This window comes from Empedobacter stercoris (assembly GCF_020281205.1).
In the GTDB taxonomy this organism is placed as follows: domain Bacteria; phylum Bacteroidota; class Bacteroidia; order Flavobacteriales; family Weeksellaceae; genus Empedobacter; species Empedobacter stercoris.
The window spans coordinates 48646-66339 of record NZ_JACXZC010000016.1; the positions used below are offsets into that span (position 1 = coordinate 48646).

16 protein-coding genes and 1 pseudogene are annotated in these 17694 nt (G+C 31.3%); 4 read left to right on the plus strand and 13 right to left on the minus strand.

The window, feature by feature from the left end; translation table 11 throughout:
• Window positions 1-24 precede the first annotated feature (24 nt).
• Both IF125_RS08920 and IF125_RS08925 read right to left on the minus strand, forming a co-directional pair.
• Window positions 25-681: a CoA transferase subunit B gene (locus IF125_RS08920; RefSeq protein WP_171622126.1), complete on the minus strand. Its 657-nt coding sequence runs from the start codon at window positions 679-681 to the stop codon at window positions 25-27.
• 5 nt (window positions 682-686) lie between these two features.
• A complete protein-coding gene (locus IF125_RS08925; RefSeq protein WP_171622125.1) occupies window positions 687-1400 on the minus strand; it encodes a CoA transferase subunit A in 714 nt (237 codons plus the stop codon).
• Window positions 1401-1815: 415 nt separating this feature from the next.
• On the opposite strand from IF125_RS08925, the gene IF125_RS08930 reads away from it, so the two are divergent.
• Both IF125_RS08930 and IF125_RS08935 read left to right on the plus strand, forming a co-directional pair.
• Window positions 1816-2727 carry a UbiA prenyltransferase family protein gene (locus IF125_RS08930; protein WP_225542250.1) on the plus strand — a complete coding sequence of 304 codons (912 nt, stop codon included), beginning with the start codon at window positions 1816-1818 and terminating at the stop codon, window positions 2725-2727.
• Window positions 2727-3335, plus strand: a complete 609-nt coding sequence (locus IF125_RS08935; protein WP_225542251.1) for a class I SAM-dependent methyltransferase — start codon at window positions 2727-2729, stop codon at window positions 3333-3335. The genes IF125_RS08930 and IF125_RS08935 overlap by 1 nt, the downstream gene beginning before the upstream one ends.
• A 35-nt stretch (window positions 3336-3370) precedes the next feature.
• Here IF125_RS08935 and IF125_RS08940 read toward each other — a convergent pair whose 3' ends face one another.
• On the minus strand, window positions 3371-4126 hold the full coding sequence (locus tag IF125_RS08940; protein WP_171624015.1) for an acyl-CoA desaturase: 756 nt from the start codon (window positions 4124-4126) through the stop codon (window positions 3371-3373).
• A gap of 565 nt (window positions 4127-4691) precedes the next feature.
• On the opposite strand from IF125_RS08940, the gene IF125_RS08945 reads away from it, so the two are divergent.
• Both IF125_RS08945 and IF125_RS08950 read left to right on the plus strand, forming a co-directional pair.
• Window positions 4692-5378 carry a hypothetical protein gene (locus IF125_RS08945; protein WP_225542252.1) on the plus strand — a complete coding sequence of 229 codons (687 nt, stop codon included), beginning with the start codon at window positions 4692-4694 and terminating at the stop codon, window positions 5376-5378.
• 44 nt (window positions 5379-5422) lie between these two features.
• On the plus strand, window positions 5423-9076 hold the full coding sequence (locus tag IF125_RS08950) for a carbohydrate binding domain-containing protein (RefSeq protein ID WP_225542253.1): 3654 nt from the start codon (window positions 5423-5425) through the stop codon (window positions 9074-9076).
• 77 nt (window positions 9077-9153) lie between these two features.
• On the opposite strand, the gene IF125_RS08955 is transcribed toward IF125_RS08950, so the two are convergent.
• The 10 genes and pseudogenes from IF125_RS08955 to IF125_RS08995 form a co-directional block, all read right to left on the minus strand.
• Entirely contained in the window at window positions 9154-9672 is a 519-nt protein-coding gene (locus IF125_RS08955; protein ID WP_225542254.1) for a hypothetical protein, read from the minus strand.
• 234 nt (window positions 9673-9906) lie between these two features.
• Window positions 9907-10539: a response regulator transcription factor gene (locus IF125_RS08960; protein WP_171622761.1), complete on the minus strand. Its 633-nt coding sequence runs from the start codon at window positions 10537-10539 to the stop codon at window positions 9907-9909.
• A gap of 3 nt (window positions 10540-10542) precedes the next feature.
• Window positions 10543-12813: a sensor histidine kinase gene (locus tag IF125_RS08965; RefSeq protein WP_225542255.1), complete on the minus strand. Its 2271-nt coding sequence runs from the start codon at window positions 12811-12813 to the stop codon at window positions 10543-10545.
• A gap of 108 nt (window positions 12814-12921) precedes the next feature.
• Window positions 12922-13515: a hypothetical protein gene (locus IF125_RS08970; RefSeq protein WP_225542256.1), complete on the minus strand. Its 594-nt coding sequence runs from the start codon at window positions 13513-13515 to the stop codon at window positions 12922-12924.
• Between the two features lie 119 nt (window positions 13516-13634).
• Window positions 13635-13823 (minus strand): YqaE/Pmp3 family membrane protein, encoded by a 189-nt coding sequence (locus IF125_RS14345; RefSeq protein ID WP_260542990.1) that lies wholly within the window; start codon window positions 13821-13823, stop codon window positions 13635-13637.
• Window positions 13823-14491: an NAD-dependent epimerase/dehydratase family protein gene (locus tag IF125_RS08975; protein WP_225542257.1), complete on the minus strand. Its 669-nt coding sequence runs from the start codon at window positions 14489-14491 to the stop codon at window positions 13823-13825. The genes IF125_RS14345 and IF125_RS08975 overlap by 1 nt, the downstream gene beginning before the upstream one ends.
• 3 nt (window positions 14492-14494) lie before the next feature.
• Window positions 14495-15373: a flavin reductase family protein gene (locus IF125_RS08980; RefSeq protein WP_225542258.1), complete on the minus strand. Its 879-nt coding sequence runs from the start codon at window positions 15371-15373 to the stop codon at window positions 14495-14497.
• Window positions 15374-15382: 9 nt separating this feature from the next.
• Window positions 15383-16351: a fumarylacetoacetate hydrolase family protein gene (locus tag IF125_RS08985; RefSeq protein ID WP_225542259.1), complete on the minus strand. Its 969-nt coding sequence runs from the start codon at window positions 16349-16351 to the stop codon at window positions 15383-15385.
• Between the two features lie 258 nt (window positions 16352-16609).
• Complete coding sequence (locus IF125_RS08990; protein WP_225542260.1) at window positions 16610-17464, minus strand: hypothetical protein; 855 nt, start codon at window positions 17462-17464, stop codon at window positions 16610-16612.
• A gap of 44 nt (window positions 17465-17508) precedes the next feature.
• A pseudogene (locus IF125_RS08995) lies at window positions 17509-17694 on the minus strand (hypothetical protein); the annotation flags it as partial.

Below are 17694 nucleotides of genomic sequence, written 5' to 3' on the forward strand. Positions count from 1 at the left end.
TATAAAACAATTTAATAATTGATTTTATAAAATCATTTCAGGGATTTCTCCTTCAATAATTAATTTTCCTTCAGTTGCATTTTTAATTTCTTCTACCGAAACACCTGGTGCGCGTTCTAATAATTTGAATCCACCTTCTGGTAAAATTTCTAACACAGCTAATTCTGTCACAATTTTTTTAACACAATTAATTCCTGTTAAAGGTAACGTACAACTTGGTAGTAATTTAGATTCTCCTGCTTTGTTTACATGTTGCATGGCAACAATAATATTATCTGCAGAAGCGACTAAATCCATTGCGCCTCCCATTCCTTTAACCATTTTTCCTGGAATCTTCCAATTTGCAATGTCTCCATTTTCAGAAACTTCCATTGCGCCTAAAATAGTTAAGTTAATTTTTCGAGCTCTAATCATTCCAAAACTCATTGCCGAATCAAAAAAGGCTGAACCAGGTAAAGTGGTGATTGTTTGTTTACCAGCATTGATAAAATCAGGATCTTCTTCACCTTCTGTAGGGAAAGGTCCCATTCCCAATAATCCATTTTCTGATTGCAAAACAACATTTACATTTTCAGGAATATAATTGGCAACCAATGTTGGAATTCCGATGCCTAAATTCACATAATATCCATCTTTAACTTCTTTCGCAATACGTTTTGCAATTCCATTTTTATCTAACATTGCCTTTATGGTTTAGGTTGAACAGTTCTATTTTCAATTCGCTTTTCGTATTTTTCTCCTTGTAAAATACGATTCACATAAACACCTGGTGTATGAATTTGATTTGGATCAAGTTCACCGACTTCCACCAATTCTTCCACTTCAGCAATGGTAATTTTTCCACACATCGCAGCTGGATGATTAAAATTGGCAGTTGCACCACGGAAAACTAAATTTCCTGCTGTATCACCTTTCCAAGCTTTAACTAATGCAAAATCTGGTTCGAAAGCATATTCTAACAAATATTCTTTTTCGATTCCATGAAACGTGAATTTTCTAATTTCTTTTCCTTCAGCGACTTCAGTTCCAACTCCTGCAGGCGTAAAAATTGCAGGCATTCCATAACCGGCAGCCATCAATCGTGTAGCTAAAGTTCCTTGCGGAATTAATTCTACTTCTAATTCACCAGAAAGCATTTGACGTTCGAATTCTGCATTTTCACCAACATAAGAAGAAATCATTTTTTTGATTTGTTTTCCTTGCAATAATAATCCTAAACCAAAATCATCAACACCAGCATTGTTACTAATACAAGTAAGGTTGTTGATTTTTTTGTTGACTAATCCCTGAATCAAATTTTCAGGAATTCCAGAAAGTCCAAAGCCTCCAACAGCAAGCGTCATTCCGCTTTCTACACCTTGTAGTGCTTCTTCGATGCTGTTTACTTTTTTGTTTATCATTTTTGTTGTGTTTGATTGAGTATATTTCTATATGCTAAAGATAAATAAAAACCTCTCATATTTCAATTATCCGTTATAATAAATCTTGTGAAAAGATAAAATTTAGCCACTTTATTAGGTCTTTTTCTGTCATTCGTACAAATGAAAAAATTTAAAACTATAACTATTTTACATAATCAGATAAACCCAAATCCTCTTAATTGATTAGATAGAATTTAGAATTCTTTTTACACGAAATATTTTGCTGTAATTTTTTAAAACTTTACTTTAATCATCAGTTTTTAATCTATTATTGAATACAAAAAATAAAATCCATTTAGAATAAAATTATATATTTGGATTAAATAAAATTTCCTGCTGTTTGACTTATGGAAATTCGATACTTGATTTATTCAACGATTAAAAAAACGAAAAAATGGAACAAAAAGTACAAAATCGAGTAATCGAAAACATCTTTTTTTCTAATTTTTTTTTAATTCTACTTTCAATAGCTCTGAATATTGAAACGAATATTAAAATTGGTTTACCACTTAATTCGATAGCGTATTATTCTTTTATTAGTTCCATCACGGTTTTATTTTATTTGTACGCTTATCGTGTTCCAAAACAAGTAAAAGCATCTCAAAATCCTCGTATTCAATTCTATATTGATCAACGAAAAAACATTCGATATTTTACTTATTTTTTACTTGTTATCGCTTTTTGTTCAGGCTCAATTTTGGCAATCAGATGTTTACCAAATTATGATATTTTATCTTGGAAATGGTTTTTTGTTTTATTCTTTACAGCATTGTTGTCTTTCGGTTATTATGATTTGAAATTGGGAATTTCGTTGAGAAAAACGATGTTATTGAAACCTTTTTTAATTGGTTGGACATGGGCAATTACGACTGTTTTTTTACCTGTTTTATTCTTGATGTTAAAAAATAAAACACATTATATGATTGATGAAAAATTCTATTTTCTATTTTCTCAGACTTTTATGTATTGTGTTGTAAATGCAATTTTGTTTGATTTGAAAGATTATGAAGACGATAACAATCGAAATTTGAAAACATTTGTAGTGAAATATGGCTATCATTTTACATTAAATCGTATCATTTTACCTTTGATCTTTTTAGGTTTTTTAAGTTTTGTCCTTTTTGGTATTTGGTATGATTTGCCATTGCATCGAATTTTATTTATGTTAATCCCGATAATTTGTTTGGCAATTTTTGCAGTGAGACTTCATCGTCCAAAACCTATTTTGTATTATTTAATTGCGATTGATGGAATGATTTTTTTCAAAGCAATTTGTGGAATTTTAAGCGTAATTTTATTTGAATAATGAATTACGATTTTATTGCACCATATTATCATTCGTTGAGTCAGTTGTTTTTTTTTAATAGGCAACATCAAGCTCATTTTTTGATTTTAAAACATTTAAAAGATGGTGACAAAATTCTGTGGATAGGAGGAGGAGCTGGAGAGTTTATTTCAGCGTTAGAACAACTCAACTTGAAATTAGAAATAGATTATATTGATTTTTCTTATAAAATGATTGATTTAGCAAAAAAAGTAAACACAAGTAATTTGAAAATCAATTTTATTGTTTCAGACATTTTTGAATTTAAAACGTCAAAAAAATATGACGTAGTGATGACCACTTTTTTATTTGATCATTTTTCTCAGGAAAGAGCAGAAAAATTAGTTGATCAATTGAATGATAATTTGAAGGCCAAAGGAATTTGGTTTTATGTAGATTTCACTCAAGATCAAAAGGGTTGGCAGAAAATAATAACAAACTTTATGTTGAGATTTTTTAGAATTGCTATAGGTTTAGATATAACTCAATTACCCAAAATGCAACAAGTTTTCGCTAAAAGATATGAGAATATTGATAGTCAATTTTTTTTCAAGAAGTACATCGAAAGTAACGTTTATCAAAAGAAATAAAAAAAGCGATTCTGGATTGAATCGCTTTTTTTATTTTACATATAATCGGTGTCTAATTTTCCTTTTTTGAACTGAATAATATTTAGTTTATTCATTGCCCAGATACATGGATACATCGGATCGAATTCCCATTTTTTAACGGCGAAATTAGGACGTCCACCAAATTTATGGTGATTGTTGTGCAAACATTCTCCCCACATTAGCCAGTCTATCGGCATTAAATTTGTAGAAGTGTCTCCAACATCGTAATTACGGTAACCTAATTTGTGTGAAAACCAATTGATGATTACACCATGTAATGGACTCATCAAAGCTTGTAGTGGAATAAATACAAAATACGTCCATAACGGTGCATCGACTGCTATATAGATTAAAATGTAAATAATTACCCAAGCTAATCTCACCGCATTATTTCCTGCGAAAGCATCCCAAGATCTCCAAGCTGGAACCCCTTTTTTGAACTTTTCTAAAACTTGTGCTTTATCATGATCAATTTCGTTATAAACAAGTCGAGTTCTCCACATCATTGCAAAGAAGTTAGGATCATATTGTGGTGAATGAGGATCTTTTTCTGTGTCGGCATACGCGTGGTGATGTCTATGCATAACACCGTAAGTATATGGACTTAGATAAGATGAACCTTGAAATATCCAAGCTAAAACATGAAATATTTTTTCCCATGTTTTAGACATCGTAAACATTGCGTGAGAAGCATATCTGTGATGAAAAAAAGTTTGGAAAAATAAAGAAGCATACCAATGTATGATGAAGATAATGATTACTGCTGTCATTACTAATTTTAAAATTTCTACAAATATAGGGTTTTGTATTGTGTTTTGGACTAATCAATATCATAGATGTTAAATAATATTGGATTATTTATAATGAAAAAAAACATGAAATACTCTTCATCTAAAAAATTTACCTATTTAATTTTAAACGATTAGATTCTTAGTAGAAAAATATATGATTTGAATAAAAATAATAAAGACTATAATTTTGTTTTTAAACTAATAATTTTCAGAATAGTTATAGACACACAATGGTTTAGCTAATCGTTAGGTTTTAATTACCATAAAAAGTAAGGCTGTTTTTTCAAGAAATTTGAATAAGCTTTATATTTAATGATTAAAAACTAATGAAATTATTGTGTAATATTTTTATTTATAAGTTAAAATTATTAAGGAATGACTTAAATCATGTTAATATTTTGAATTTTATTAATTAAGGATATATCAGTTTTTTATCCGTTTATTAAATGGATAAAATATTGAAAAGTATTGCTATGTAATTCATGTTGCAAATTAGGGTTATTCTATTTTATACCTATGCATTGGTTTAGTTAATAATAAATTTATGAAAAAAGTTTTACTTGCAATAGCATTTGCTCTACCTACGGCTTATGTTATGGCTCAAGTTGGAATTGGAACAAGTGATCCTAAAACAACATTAGATGTTACAGCTGTTAATCCTACTGGGAATCTGGAAACAGTGGAGGGAATTTTAATACCACGTGTAGATAGAGAAAGAGCGCAATCTATGAGAAATATAGAAAAATCTACCATGATTTTTGTAAATAATATTTCTACAGGAACACAAGAAAATACAGCTAAAAATATTAATGCTGAAGGCTTTTATTACTTTGATGGTACTGTTTGGGTAAAACTATCTTCGGGAAATGCTAATCCAGGCTTCTTTTATATGCCATCTATTGTATTGCCAACATTACCAACTGATAGTAGAATAGTGGATACGTCAAATTCTTCATATACATTTGATGCGACAACTTCTGTATATACAGTTAAATTACACGATTTATACAAAAAACAATTTACAGAACCTGTGACAAATAGTACCACAACAACTGGTTTAAAGGATATTGTATTAAAAGCAGATAATTACGAATATTTTATAACACATGCAGATAAAACTGTTTTTACAGATATAAAAGTCGATGATGCTGGGACGTTAACATATAAAGTAACGCCAAATTCTATCATTAGAAATGGTACATTTATGAATATTGTATTAAAGGTTAAGTAATTAACGCTTGTTAATCATTTATAAATCTTTTAAAAAAATACAATATGAAATTAAAATTAAAAAATTATATCCTTGGTGTACTAGGATTAGTAACCCTACAACAAGCTGATGCCCAAGTAATTTTTAAAGATGATTTTGGAAAATCTGAAATTAGATTACCTTCTCAGTTTGTACCTGAAACTGGACGAGACTCTAGTTTAGAAGGTGTATTTACTCATCAATCAAAGTTCTATAAATATGCTGCAATTGCACCTAATTATGATGGAGAAAATGTAAATCAGAATACAATAAATAATGGTTATTATGCTATAGTTGCACCAAAGTTTATTTACAATAATTTGCCAACAGGTAAGCCTAATTGGGCTAATTGGTGGACACCAATTCAGAATAATACTGATCAATCAGATAATGGAGCTGTTTTAGTTGTAAATGGAGATGAAGTTCTTAATCAATATTATAGAAGAGCAGTCTCTTTAGAAAAAGGAAAGACTTATAGGATTTCTGTCTACCTATATGGTGTAGGAAAAAATAATGTTGGAGTAAAATTTGAAGCTCAAAATATTCTATCTGAAAAAGTCTTAGATGAGTCATCTGATTTTTTGTTGTCTGAAGCGAATAAATGGGAACAAAAATCTTGGACATTTAAAATTCCTGAAAATGATAATTGTAGTAATATAGCAATATCATTAAGAAATACTATAAAAACAAATGATGGGAATGATTTTTATGTGGACGATATAGTACTGGAAGAATATTATGATCCAACTGCTCCTGTTATACCTTGTGCAAACGAACAAGTTAACTTTGATGATATTATTAAAGCTACAAATGACCGATTTACTTTCAATTCAAGAGGTGGTAAATTTGATGTTTTATCAAATGATGCACTAAATAAAGGGAATGATCAATTTATTTTGTCTGGAGATAAAAAAAATGCAACAATTGGTAAAATAGGTATTTGGCCAGAAGGGTTCAGTTTTGATTCCAATGGTCAATTGGTTATTGCACCAAATGCACCAAATCCTGGTTTACCTTTAGTTTATCAAGTTTGTAACTTATTAGGTGTTTGTACAACAGCTGAGATTGTTTTAGAAATTCCATTCGCAGGAAATGATGATCCATTTTATTGGGGAAACACAACTTATAATGTGATAGCTAATGATATCTACAACGACCATAAACCAGGTGAAGGATTTATTTTTTCTGGATCAGATCAAAATATGACAATTTCTGTAAAAGAGAATTGGCCTTCAGGGATTACGATGGATGCAAATGGTGTAATTACGATAGCACCTAATACACCAAAGCCTACAACAGCTATTTTTTACACTTTATGTAATATGACAGGTTTGTGCGAGGATGTACAAGTTACATTTTTGGGTAGTGAATCTCCTTATTCTGATTGGGACCCAGGAAGTATTAGAGTAGAAAATCCTGATTTATGTTACAATTCTTCGGTAAAAATTGTAGAAGAAAATGCAGGTGGAGGAGATATTACAGTATACTCTTCAGTTGGTAGAAGATACAGTTGGGAGATTAGTTTTGATAATGGGGCATCTTGGAAGAATTCTGATGAGATGTTAGGGACTCCTCCTCCCACTGATAATGACAAGGAAGATGGAACTATTGGATCTATAGGTAGTATCATTGTTGATGGAAAAAAATCAATTACAATAAATAACGCAACAAAACCTTTTTATGTAAGAAGAAAAGCAAGTATTTATAGACTTTCTTTACCCGCAAAAAGATTTGAAAGTTATACAACACCAGTTTTAGTTACTCCATCAGAAGAAAATAGAATTGAATTACCTAATGATGTCAATGCATTTGCTGTAGAACAAGGAAAGGAATTTATTTTCCCAACGGTGTCAACAAAATTCTCGTCTACTATTACTATCTATGATTCAGAAGGAAATGAAGTAGGAAATAAAATATCTGATCTAAAGAAAGGTGAATATACGTACACAATCCAAGCGACAACTACTACTGATGCGCCAGTAGAAGGTTGTGTTACTTCTGTTACTATTCAATTAATTGTATACGATCTAAAAGATTGTGACATTGTGAAGAAAAAGATTTTCGCTACCGATGTTAGAGATTGGACTTCTGGAGCGAGTGGAGTTTCGGAGAAAGAAAAAGCAGTCAATGGAAACCGTGCAGATTATGCAACGATTACTGGTGGTGTCGTTATTTTAGGAATTGGTACAGTAGGTGTCGATTTGTACTTTACGAAATTATCTGATCCAAACGATCCTGATTCTAAACGCGTTTTATATACAGCAGAAGAGCTTAGAGGTAAAAAAGTAACTATAAAATTAGGGGAACAATATTCAGGACTAAAGTTAGCTGGAGGATTAACTGTTGTCGGTCGACATACAACAGCGACTAATCCTGAAGACATTGGAATAGGAATAGGAAATTCAAATGTAGGTACATCATTTGGTGTAAAAGGAGGAGTATTAGATTTGTTAAAAGGAGATAACGTATTCCAGTTTTCTTTTATTCCAGCAGAAACTAATGGAAAGCATGTAGGCTATAACGGAGTTCGTATACAATTAGGTTCTTTGTTATCAGTAGCAGATTTGGCAACTGTTTTCTATGCGTATATTGAGGAAGAGGAAGAAATTACATCACCTGATTATAAACCATTAGGAGATATCATTGTAAATCCACCAAAATCTTTGGTTTATCCAACAGAACAAAATGATGTAGATGGAACAAAGTTAACAGGAATTAAAAATACAGATATCAAGTTAAATGAATTTACGAATGATGTCACTTGGGGAAATAGATCAGAAGTTTTAAATGTTGCAAGTGGTTTATCATCTGTTGTGCATCCTTATTATGCTGTAGATGACAACTATGATAGTTATACTCTATTTAATGCTACTGCGGGAGTGTTAAATCAACAGTTTTTACGTACACATTTACGTCAACCAGCTCGACCTGGAGATCAAGTGCAGATTACGTTAGCTTACCCAAATATCAATGTGTTAAATTTAAGTTTGTTGCAATTAGGAAACTTCAAAATTGTTTATTATTTAGGAGATACAAAAGTTGGGGAAGAGAATATGGAAAAATTTAGAGTTTTAGATATTGGATTATTTAACTTTAAAAACAAACGTAGAGCTGTAATTTCAAAACCAATTACAATACCATTTGATTCTTTCGAAATTCAACAATTTAGTACAGTAAGTGTAAATTTAGGGGACGGAATGCATGTACATGATATACGTATTGCTCCAATGATGTTATTCGAAGGACAAGAGGATCCAAAAGAAGTGACAAAAATTTGTGCAGCTGACTTTTTAGCAATTCAAAGTCCAGACTTTTGTACAGAATATGAGATTTCGATTGCAAAAGTTGTTAAATTCGGAGGGACATACACAATTCCTGACAATGACGAAGATCCTACTAATGATTTGCCATTGTTAGACAAAGATGGTAATGCAATTAAGGAGATTTTAGAAATCGAAGATATTCCAAATTCACAATTAACGTACAGTCATACTGGTGCAAAAGTGATGTATTATTCAATTGACCGATTATACACAGAGTATGAAAATGAAGGAATTATTTTAGTGAAAGTTCAAACTAAACGTCAAGGACAAAACTATGGTAATCCACAATATTTAAGAGTTAAACTCGAAAATTGTAACGAAGCTTTAGTTAATCCAGTTATTAGATTATCTCACTAAATATTCGTTTTATTCTATTATAAAAAAATCCAAGTTCATTTTATGACTTGGATTTTTTCTTTGTATCAACTTTTAAGTTAAAACTCAACAATTTGCTGAGCAACAAGCTTTAATTTAGGTTTTTTCGAACTTGTTCTTTGTTTCACTCGATCTTCATACAACTCGATTTTGATTTCCTTAATTCCTTTTGGAATAGTATAGGTTTCTTCTTTCGAATAGTTGTAGCCTCTTACATTAGCCCCTTCTTTTCCTGCGACATAAACGATTTCTACATAATATTTTAATAGGATACTATGTTCAAGTGACTTCTCTTTTTCGAAACGAATTTTTCTTACTTTATGTATAGAATGTCCACCAGAATTAATATTTCCTTGCAGTGAAAACCTTAATTTTTTTTCATTCTTTTCGTGCATTACAATCGCAGGTTCCAAACGTTGTGTAATCGTTACAAAATTGGTTTTTTGATACTTTCTACCTGTTTCAGGATCTTGTGCAGTCACTATTTTTGGTGTAGCTAAGATGGTTTCAACCTTTAATTTGGTTTGAGCAGAGCAACCGACAAAGGCGAATAAAATAATGATATAATGCCATTTCATTTTTGTTTTAAAAATACTGCATAAAAACTATTTAATTCATCACTGCTTTTAGCTATATTGAATAAAAAATCGCTTGATTAAAGAAATGAAGCGATTTTTTAAAATTGTAGTTTTAGTTAATAAGAATCAGTTAGTAATCTTATTGCGAATGTAAATGGTGATGAAATTTCCGTTTTATAACGACAAAGTTGAGAAATTTTGGCACCATATAATATCCCTATTTATAGTTATTTTTTAAGGTTTTGAAATCAATCCATATTCTATTGCAGTGGTAATTGCCGAACTTAGGTTAGAAGTCTTGAACTTTTCGATCAAGTTTTTTCTATGACTATCAACTGTATGCGTACTGATAAATAATTTTTCTGCAATTTGTTGAGTCGTTAATCCTTGCGCTGCTTCAATCATAATTTCTTTTTCGCGTCGTGTAAGTTTTGGAATGGTATTCAACCCATCTTTTTCCTTTTTACTCAATACATTTTTTGTTTGTGAACAAAGAAATTTCTTTCCATCAAAAATTGAGTTGATTCCTTCTAAAATTTCATCAACAGAAGCATTTTTCTGAATATATCCCGAAGCACCTTCTTCCAAACAACTATTTATCACCGCATATTCGTTATGTACACTTAACATGATGATGTGCATTGCGGGGTATTTTTTCTTTATAGGTTTTATCAATTCAATACTATTGGTATCCGAAAGATTGATGTCTAATAAAAGAATATCAATTTCAGTTGATTTTAACGCTTCTTGTAATTGTTGAGCAGAAGTGTAACAATCCACAACTTGTAAATTAGATTGATGACTTAAAATATTTCGTAATCCTTCTGATAATAAAGGGTGATCGTCTGTAATTGCTATATTAATCATAAATTATTGTTTAGGAAATTGGAACTCTATAGTGGTTCCTAAATCGATTTCTGAGTGTATATTTAAATGTCCTTTTAAAAACTGAATACGGGATTGAATGTTATGCAAACCTGCTGATTGTGTGAGTTTAGTATTGTTTACATCAAAGCCTTTTCCATCATCTTCAACCGTTACAGTATAATTGGTATCATCTTCGACAAATTGTATAATTATTTGTTCGGCGTGAGCGTGTTTTATGGCATTGTTCACCAACTCTTGAATAATTCGGTACACCAATAATTGATTTTCTTTGTTTAATGAATTGGTAAATCTCAAAAATTGAACATCAATATCCAATTGTTCGTTTGCCATACGAATGGCATATTCTTTTAAAGCTTCTTCCAATCCATATTTCAGTAACAAATCGGGCATTAAATTATGTGCAACGCGGCGCAATTCATCGACAGCTCCATCCAATTGATGAATAGATTTTTCCATGTCTATTTTTGAGTTTTCGTCAATTTTTTCATTCAAATGAGTTAACTGAATTTTAGTTCCCGAAAGTAAACCACCCAAACTGTCATGTAAATCACGAGCAAGACGAGTACGTTCTTGTTCTTGACCATCGAGAAGTGCTGTTAAAGTCGAAATCTTAGAATTTTGTCGTTCTTGTTCAATCTCCAAATTATGCAATTCTTCTCGTTGTTTTAAATGCTTATTTCGCTGTTTTAGTGCATAAAGTAATAAAGCAAGTAGGACGATAAAAACAACAATCGAAAAGATGTAATAGTTATTTAATTTATTTTTGAAATTAAGTTCTGCGATATAATTCACCAATTCGTCTTTACGATTTTTATTCTCTAAGTTAGATAGTTTTAGATTTTGTTGAGAAATGGTTAATTCTTGTGACCTTTTGTCCGCTTCTAAACGTGATAATTTTAATTGTTTTCGTTGGAAATTCTCGCTTAGCTTGGTGTTTTCTAACTCTTGTTTTTGCTGAATACCTAACGAATGCATCAATTGAATTTGTTGCTCTTTTTTCTCTGTTTCCAATTGCATGCGAATCATTTGTTGTTGCTGACGCTCTTTATCAAATTGAGCTTCTAAACGTTTACTGATTTGCGCTTGCTCGTTGTCATAGATTTCTTTGTACATCGTTGTGTACAGCTTATGGAACCGTAGTGCTTCTTTAAAATTTCCTTCTTTAACTTCGATTTCGGATAAGCTTAGGTACAACGATTGTAAGATATTTTTGTCGGGAATAGCATTTTCATTGACTTTTATGACAGACTGCAATAGATAGTTTTTAGCAGTTTGAATGTCATTTTTTTGTAAAGCTAAATCAGCTAAAATTCCGTTTGCAGCAGCAACATGATTTGCTTGATCTGTTTCAATTCCTATTTCTTTTGCTAATTCTGCATAGGTTACAACTTTATTTTGATAGGTTTTTGGATAAAAATTAAGGTAAAGATTCGCTAAATTGATTGCTACAAAAGACAAATCTGTAGGCGTTATCATCTCTTTTTTATTCTTGTAATAGGTATCAATCGCTTTGCTGTAATATTTTTCTGCTAAATCTCGGGTATAGATATTTTTGTTATTTTGCATAAACTTTTGCTCGTACATATAACCAATAGACATGTACGCAGCAAAAATGAGATTTGGATTATCTTGTTTTTTCGCTACTTGTAAAGCAAGTTTGCTGTATTTTTCTTGTAATTCATAATCATCCCAACGTGAATAAATACCCGTCAATTGATTATAAACCGATGTCATTCTTGTTAATACAACTGGTGTTTCTGGCGATTTATCAAAGAATTTTAATGCCTCAATAAAATTCTTAACCGCTTTTGCATCTTCATTATTTCGTAAATTTAGCCAACCTTCACAATATTTTACATAACCTTTTGTTGAATAGTCATTAGTGCGTCCACTATAGTAAATTGCTTTTTGTAAATCATGTTTAGAAGTCGTACTATTATTTTCAATTCGATTATTCATTGCAGAAATACAATACAAATAAGCGGCATGTTTACCATCTTTTAGCTTTTCTGAAGCAAGAATATTTTCTTTGAGAATAGCAAATGCTTTTTCTTTCTGATGATTAAAGAATAACGCTTGCGCATATTTTCCTGTAATTTCGTAACGTTCAGAAGAGTTTAGCTTTGTGTTATTATATTGATTTTCATAATTTGTCAATACCTCTTGTGCATTTATTATTCCACTTACAAGAAAAAAGAAGAGTAGAATACGTTTTTTTAGAAGATTTTTCAAAGCACGTGTACTTTTAGACATGATAGAAAATTATATTTTGTATAGCGAATATAAAGCCTTTTCGTAAAATGAAATAATTAGAATAAAATCTATAAAGCCTTATAGGAACTGGTTTGAAGCTTATATCTATTATTTCTCGAACATAATTTGAAGTGTAAAAAACTCGCCTTTCTGAAGAATTCCATCTAAGTTTCGGTCAATAATTAATGTAATATACACTTGATTGTTATCGTAGATATTCCAATCCATTTCAGCATCATATTGAAAAACACCTTTTAAAGTCCATTTGTGAATATCCCATTGTCCAGAAGTTCCTGATTTTTCAACCCGTTTGTCTTTATTCGGAACGTAATACAAATACTGGTGTCCATCAAGCGATAAGAAAGGGTAGTGTAGCAACTGATTTTCTTCCGCAGCAAAGCCTGTACCAGCCTCAAAATAAGGGATACTTTCTATTTCAGTTCCTTCATGTAAATTGATGTCAACCGTATGATCCGTTACCAATGCGTGCGCCGCATAAAATAAATTCTTTTTCTCTTGATAAGGCTTATTCAGATACTCGATACTAAATTCAGTAGGATTTAAAGTGATTGTTTGTTTTGTATCATAAATAGAGAAAACTTGATTGCCTTGCTTGATCACAATATTATCGGTGGTGTATTCTTGTGCATGTATAAAACAAGTAAGCAAACAGAAAACCGTAAGGAACATTGTATTTTTCATAGTCGTTGTAATTGATAGGCTAAAATTATCGTCTATCCTTGATAAAAAACTCACTATAATTATTGATTTACAGACTTTTTAAAACAATAAAAGCCAACCGATCGGTTGGCTTTTATTGTTTACTTATTTCGATTCATTTCTTTTATTCTGGCTTTGTTTCTATCGTCTAAAAGAGAGGCAACAGCCCAGATTGCAGCTGGTAACCATCCGAATAAGGAGATTTGTAAAACTAAGCAAATCACACCATGAATTATTTTTCCTCTTAGTATAAAGGATAACCATGGTAAGAGTACAGCTAATATGATCATTAAATTTTATTTTTAGAATTCATAATTTCGTTATAATACAATACAGAAACTTTTTCTGAAGTTGCGTGCACATCATTTTCGAGCAATGATTGCGCCACTTTTTCTGCTTCAATCGATTTGTATTTGGAGAGATTTCCAACCAAAAAAGGATTAAACAAAGGTAATATCTTAGCGCTGATATTTTCAGCCAAACGATATTCGACTCGATTGCCAATCAACAAAGAAGGGTGGTATAGAAACAGCTGTTTCACATTTTCATGTAGCAAAGCTTTTTCTGCTTCCCCTTTCATTTTTAGATAAAAGTTAGAGGTTGTAGCATTTGCACCAACCGAAGAAATATAATGAAATTTCGTCAACCCTTTTTTATTTCCTAATTGTGCAAATTGTACTGGAATATCTATTTCAATTTTTCGGTACGCATTTAAATCAGGCGTTTTCTTACGTGTTGTTCCTAAGCAAGAAAAGATAGAATCAATCGTTTCAATATCATCTAAATTTATTTGAGAATTAAAATCAGTTACAATCTCCATTATCTTCGGATGATTAATTTGCTGAGGTTTTCGAACAACCATAATAACTTTTGAATAATTAGAATGCTTTAATAATTTATCCAACAATAAAGAACCGATCAAACCTGTACTTCCTAAAATCAATGCCGTTTTATTCATGAACTAAATATTCATCAACAACCAATACCATGCACCATTTACGTCACCTTGTTCCAAAAGTTTTGCAGCTACTTGATGACGTACCTCAACCGACTTAAATTTCTCGATGTCTAAACGTTCCGTTAATTGTTCTTTGAAATGAAAAATCATTTCTTCTGTCGGTAATTTTTCTACATTTCCTAATTGACCTAAATTATTACCTGTTAAGTATTTAGAGTGCTTCACTTCATCTGGTAGTTGATCTATTCCTAAACCAACAGTACGGGTTGGTTTTTCAACTTCAAAGATTGATTCTGGAATGATACGGCAATAATAATCTCCACCCATACGCGCAACTAAATCCAAATCATAAGGGGAAACTTTATCATTTTCATCCAACAAGTTTTTGTGAATATGCAATCGCACTACTTCCGCAATAACTAAATTTGCTGCACCGGGTTGATCTGTAATCGAAATTACTTCGCGTACCTTACATTCTAATTGCACAGGCGATTCTGCAACGCGAGGAGGTTTTACCAATTCGGAAGGAAGTTCTGTAAAACCAGCTTTTACAAATTCGTTTACTCCTTTTGGGTATTCGACACTCGCCAAGGATTGTTGTTGTACAATATCATAATTTACGATATTAATCACACATTCTGGATGTTCCCATATATTTTCTAATGTATGTTTTGTTGTTCCATCTCTCATTTTTCTTAACGGTGAAAAAACACAAATAGGTGGATTTTGTCCCATCATATTGAAAAAAGAAAATGGACTCAAATTTACATTTCCATCTTTATCCATTGTACTTGCAAAGCAAATAGGACGTGGAGAAATAGCATGTTTGAAAATATCATCGAACTGACTTGTGTTAGGTTCAAAGGATTTTGTGTGTTGCATAAATTGAGATTATTGGTTATAAAGATGAACAGAATTTACTAATTTTCCTAATCCTGTGACAGACATTTCGATATGATCATTTGGTTGTAACCATTGTTCTTTGTAGTTAGGATTTTGGCGTTTTCCAGTTCCATTTAGTTCAAGAAAGCAACCTGTTCCAACTGTTCCAGAACCGATGATATCACCAGGATAAAGCTTCACGCCATAGGAAATTCGTTCGATGATTTCAGCAAATGTCCAATGCATATCTTTGAAATTACCTTGAGAAACTTCAACATCATTCACAGCACAGGTCATCGCTAAATCATAACAATTTCCGATATGACCATCTTTAGGTGCTACTTTGTAGCTTTCGATTTCATCTGGTGTTACCAAATAGGGACCAAACATTGACGCAAAATCTTTTCCTTTTGCAGGACCAAGGTTTAGTTTCATTTCATCCATTTGCAAAGCCCGGGCACTCAAATCATTCAAGATCATAAATCCACCGATGTATTCATCAGCATTTTCAGCTTTTATATTTATCCCTTCTTTTTTAATGACGATGGCAACTTCGAGCTCAAAATCCATTCGGTCGAAATGCTTCTCCATGGCAACTACTTTTCCAGGACCTTGAATCGCCTGATGATTAGAAAAATAGAAGACTGGGAATTGATCAAATTCAGGAATCATGTCTAAACCTCTGTTTAAGCGAGAAGTTTCGACATGTTGGCGAAAAGCATAGGCATCTCTAAAACTCGTGGGATGAGGTATAGGTGCTAAGATGTGAGGATTTGCTACAATAGCGTATTTGTGTTCATCACGTGAGATTTCCTTTGTAAGCTGTTGGCAGATTAAAAGTGAAAAATCATCATCAGCTAAAATATCAATTAGGGTAGTGGGTAAATTAGAATTAATTTTGGTCAAGTCATACACCGTATCTTGCCAAACAAGACCTACTTTTTCTTGTTGATTGTCTAAGAAAGTAACGAATTTCATTATTTGTTGTTTGAAAGGTGAAGATACAAAGATGATTTTTAATCTGAAAATACTTTCTTTTAAACCTGATTCATAACATGTTTAGTTGTTTAACAATACGGTTATTGAATAATTGATTTGGTTAAAATATAAGCTTGTTTAAACTTTCAGATAATGTATTTTAATTGTTTATCTAATTTTCCTTTTTTAAGGAAAAAAAAAATGAAAATAATACGAGATTAAATAATTATATTTTCTGTTTCATCGTATACAAAACGTCTAATCACTAGTATATTTATTTTGTATCTGGTAATTTTTATCAAGAATTATAATTTCATAGGTAGTCTTCTTTAAAAAAATAGAAGGAATATCAGTATCAGTTAATACTTCATATACAGCTGTGGGAACACCATTTTGTTCAGCTTCACCTTTTCTGTAGAGCAATATCATTGCAGGATATGTTTTAATAAGATTCTTAGGAAGTATAATTTTTTTATATGCCTTAGATTTTTGAAGCAGAAGGGTAGTTCCTAGAAAGGAATTTGCAGGTTGAATGATAGAGATATCAGTTTCATAACTAGATGGATTACCTCTGAAAATGATTCCCTTATCATTTATCAAAACAGTTGGAGTGGTTGTCGTGATTAATTTAGAAAGAGGTTGATTGTAACGACTTTCTCCTTTATCTGAATACTTATTTTGATCAATAGTAAAAGGATTAGTACCAGTTAACTCTGCTAAAATACCTGCCATAGACATGCCTCTACCGTTATTATCTCCTTCAAAAGCATGTCCTGCACCACAATAAATAAAATATTTACCATTGGTATTATCTTTCATAAAAGTATGGATATTCTTAGCTTGTGCAATCTCGCGATTTTTCCAGGGATCTTTGTCCCAATTATCTTTATCCGAAGCTTCATAACCAAATACTGTAAAACCTAAATCAAGCGCTTCTTTTATAAAGTTTCCAAAATTAGGCTCGGAAGTATAGAATCCACTTTCTACTGTTGCAAACTGTCTTTCATTTATCAATAAATCATCTAATGCTTCAAGACCTAAATAACGATATCCATTTGCGTAAAGATCCTTTAACAACGAAGTTGCAAACCATCTATGACTGTATGTTGTCAAAATAAATGAGACACCTCTTTCTAAAAATTAAGAGAGTGTTTGGTTTATAAATTTATTATTTTTTCTTGATAATACAATTGCCTTCTTTTTGCAATTGTTTGTTGTTTAATAATTGCTCTTTGTTCTAAAATTTTATCTGCTCTACCAAAATAAACATCCGAAGGAGTAAGGTTGTTCAAAGCCTCATGATACCTAGAATTGTTATAATTTTCTACAAACTTATTTAGAGC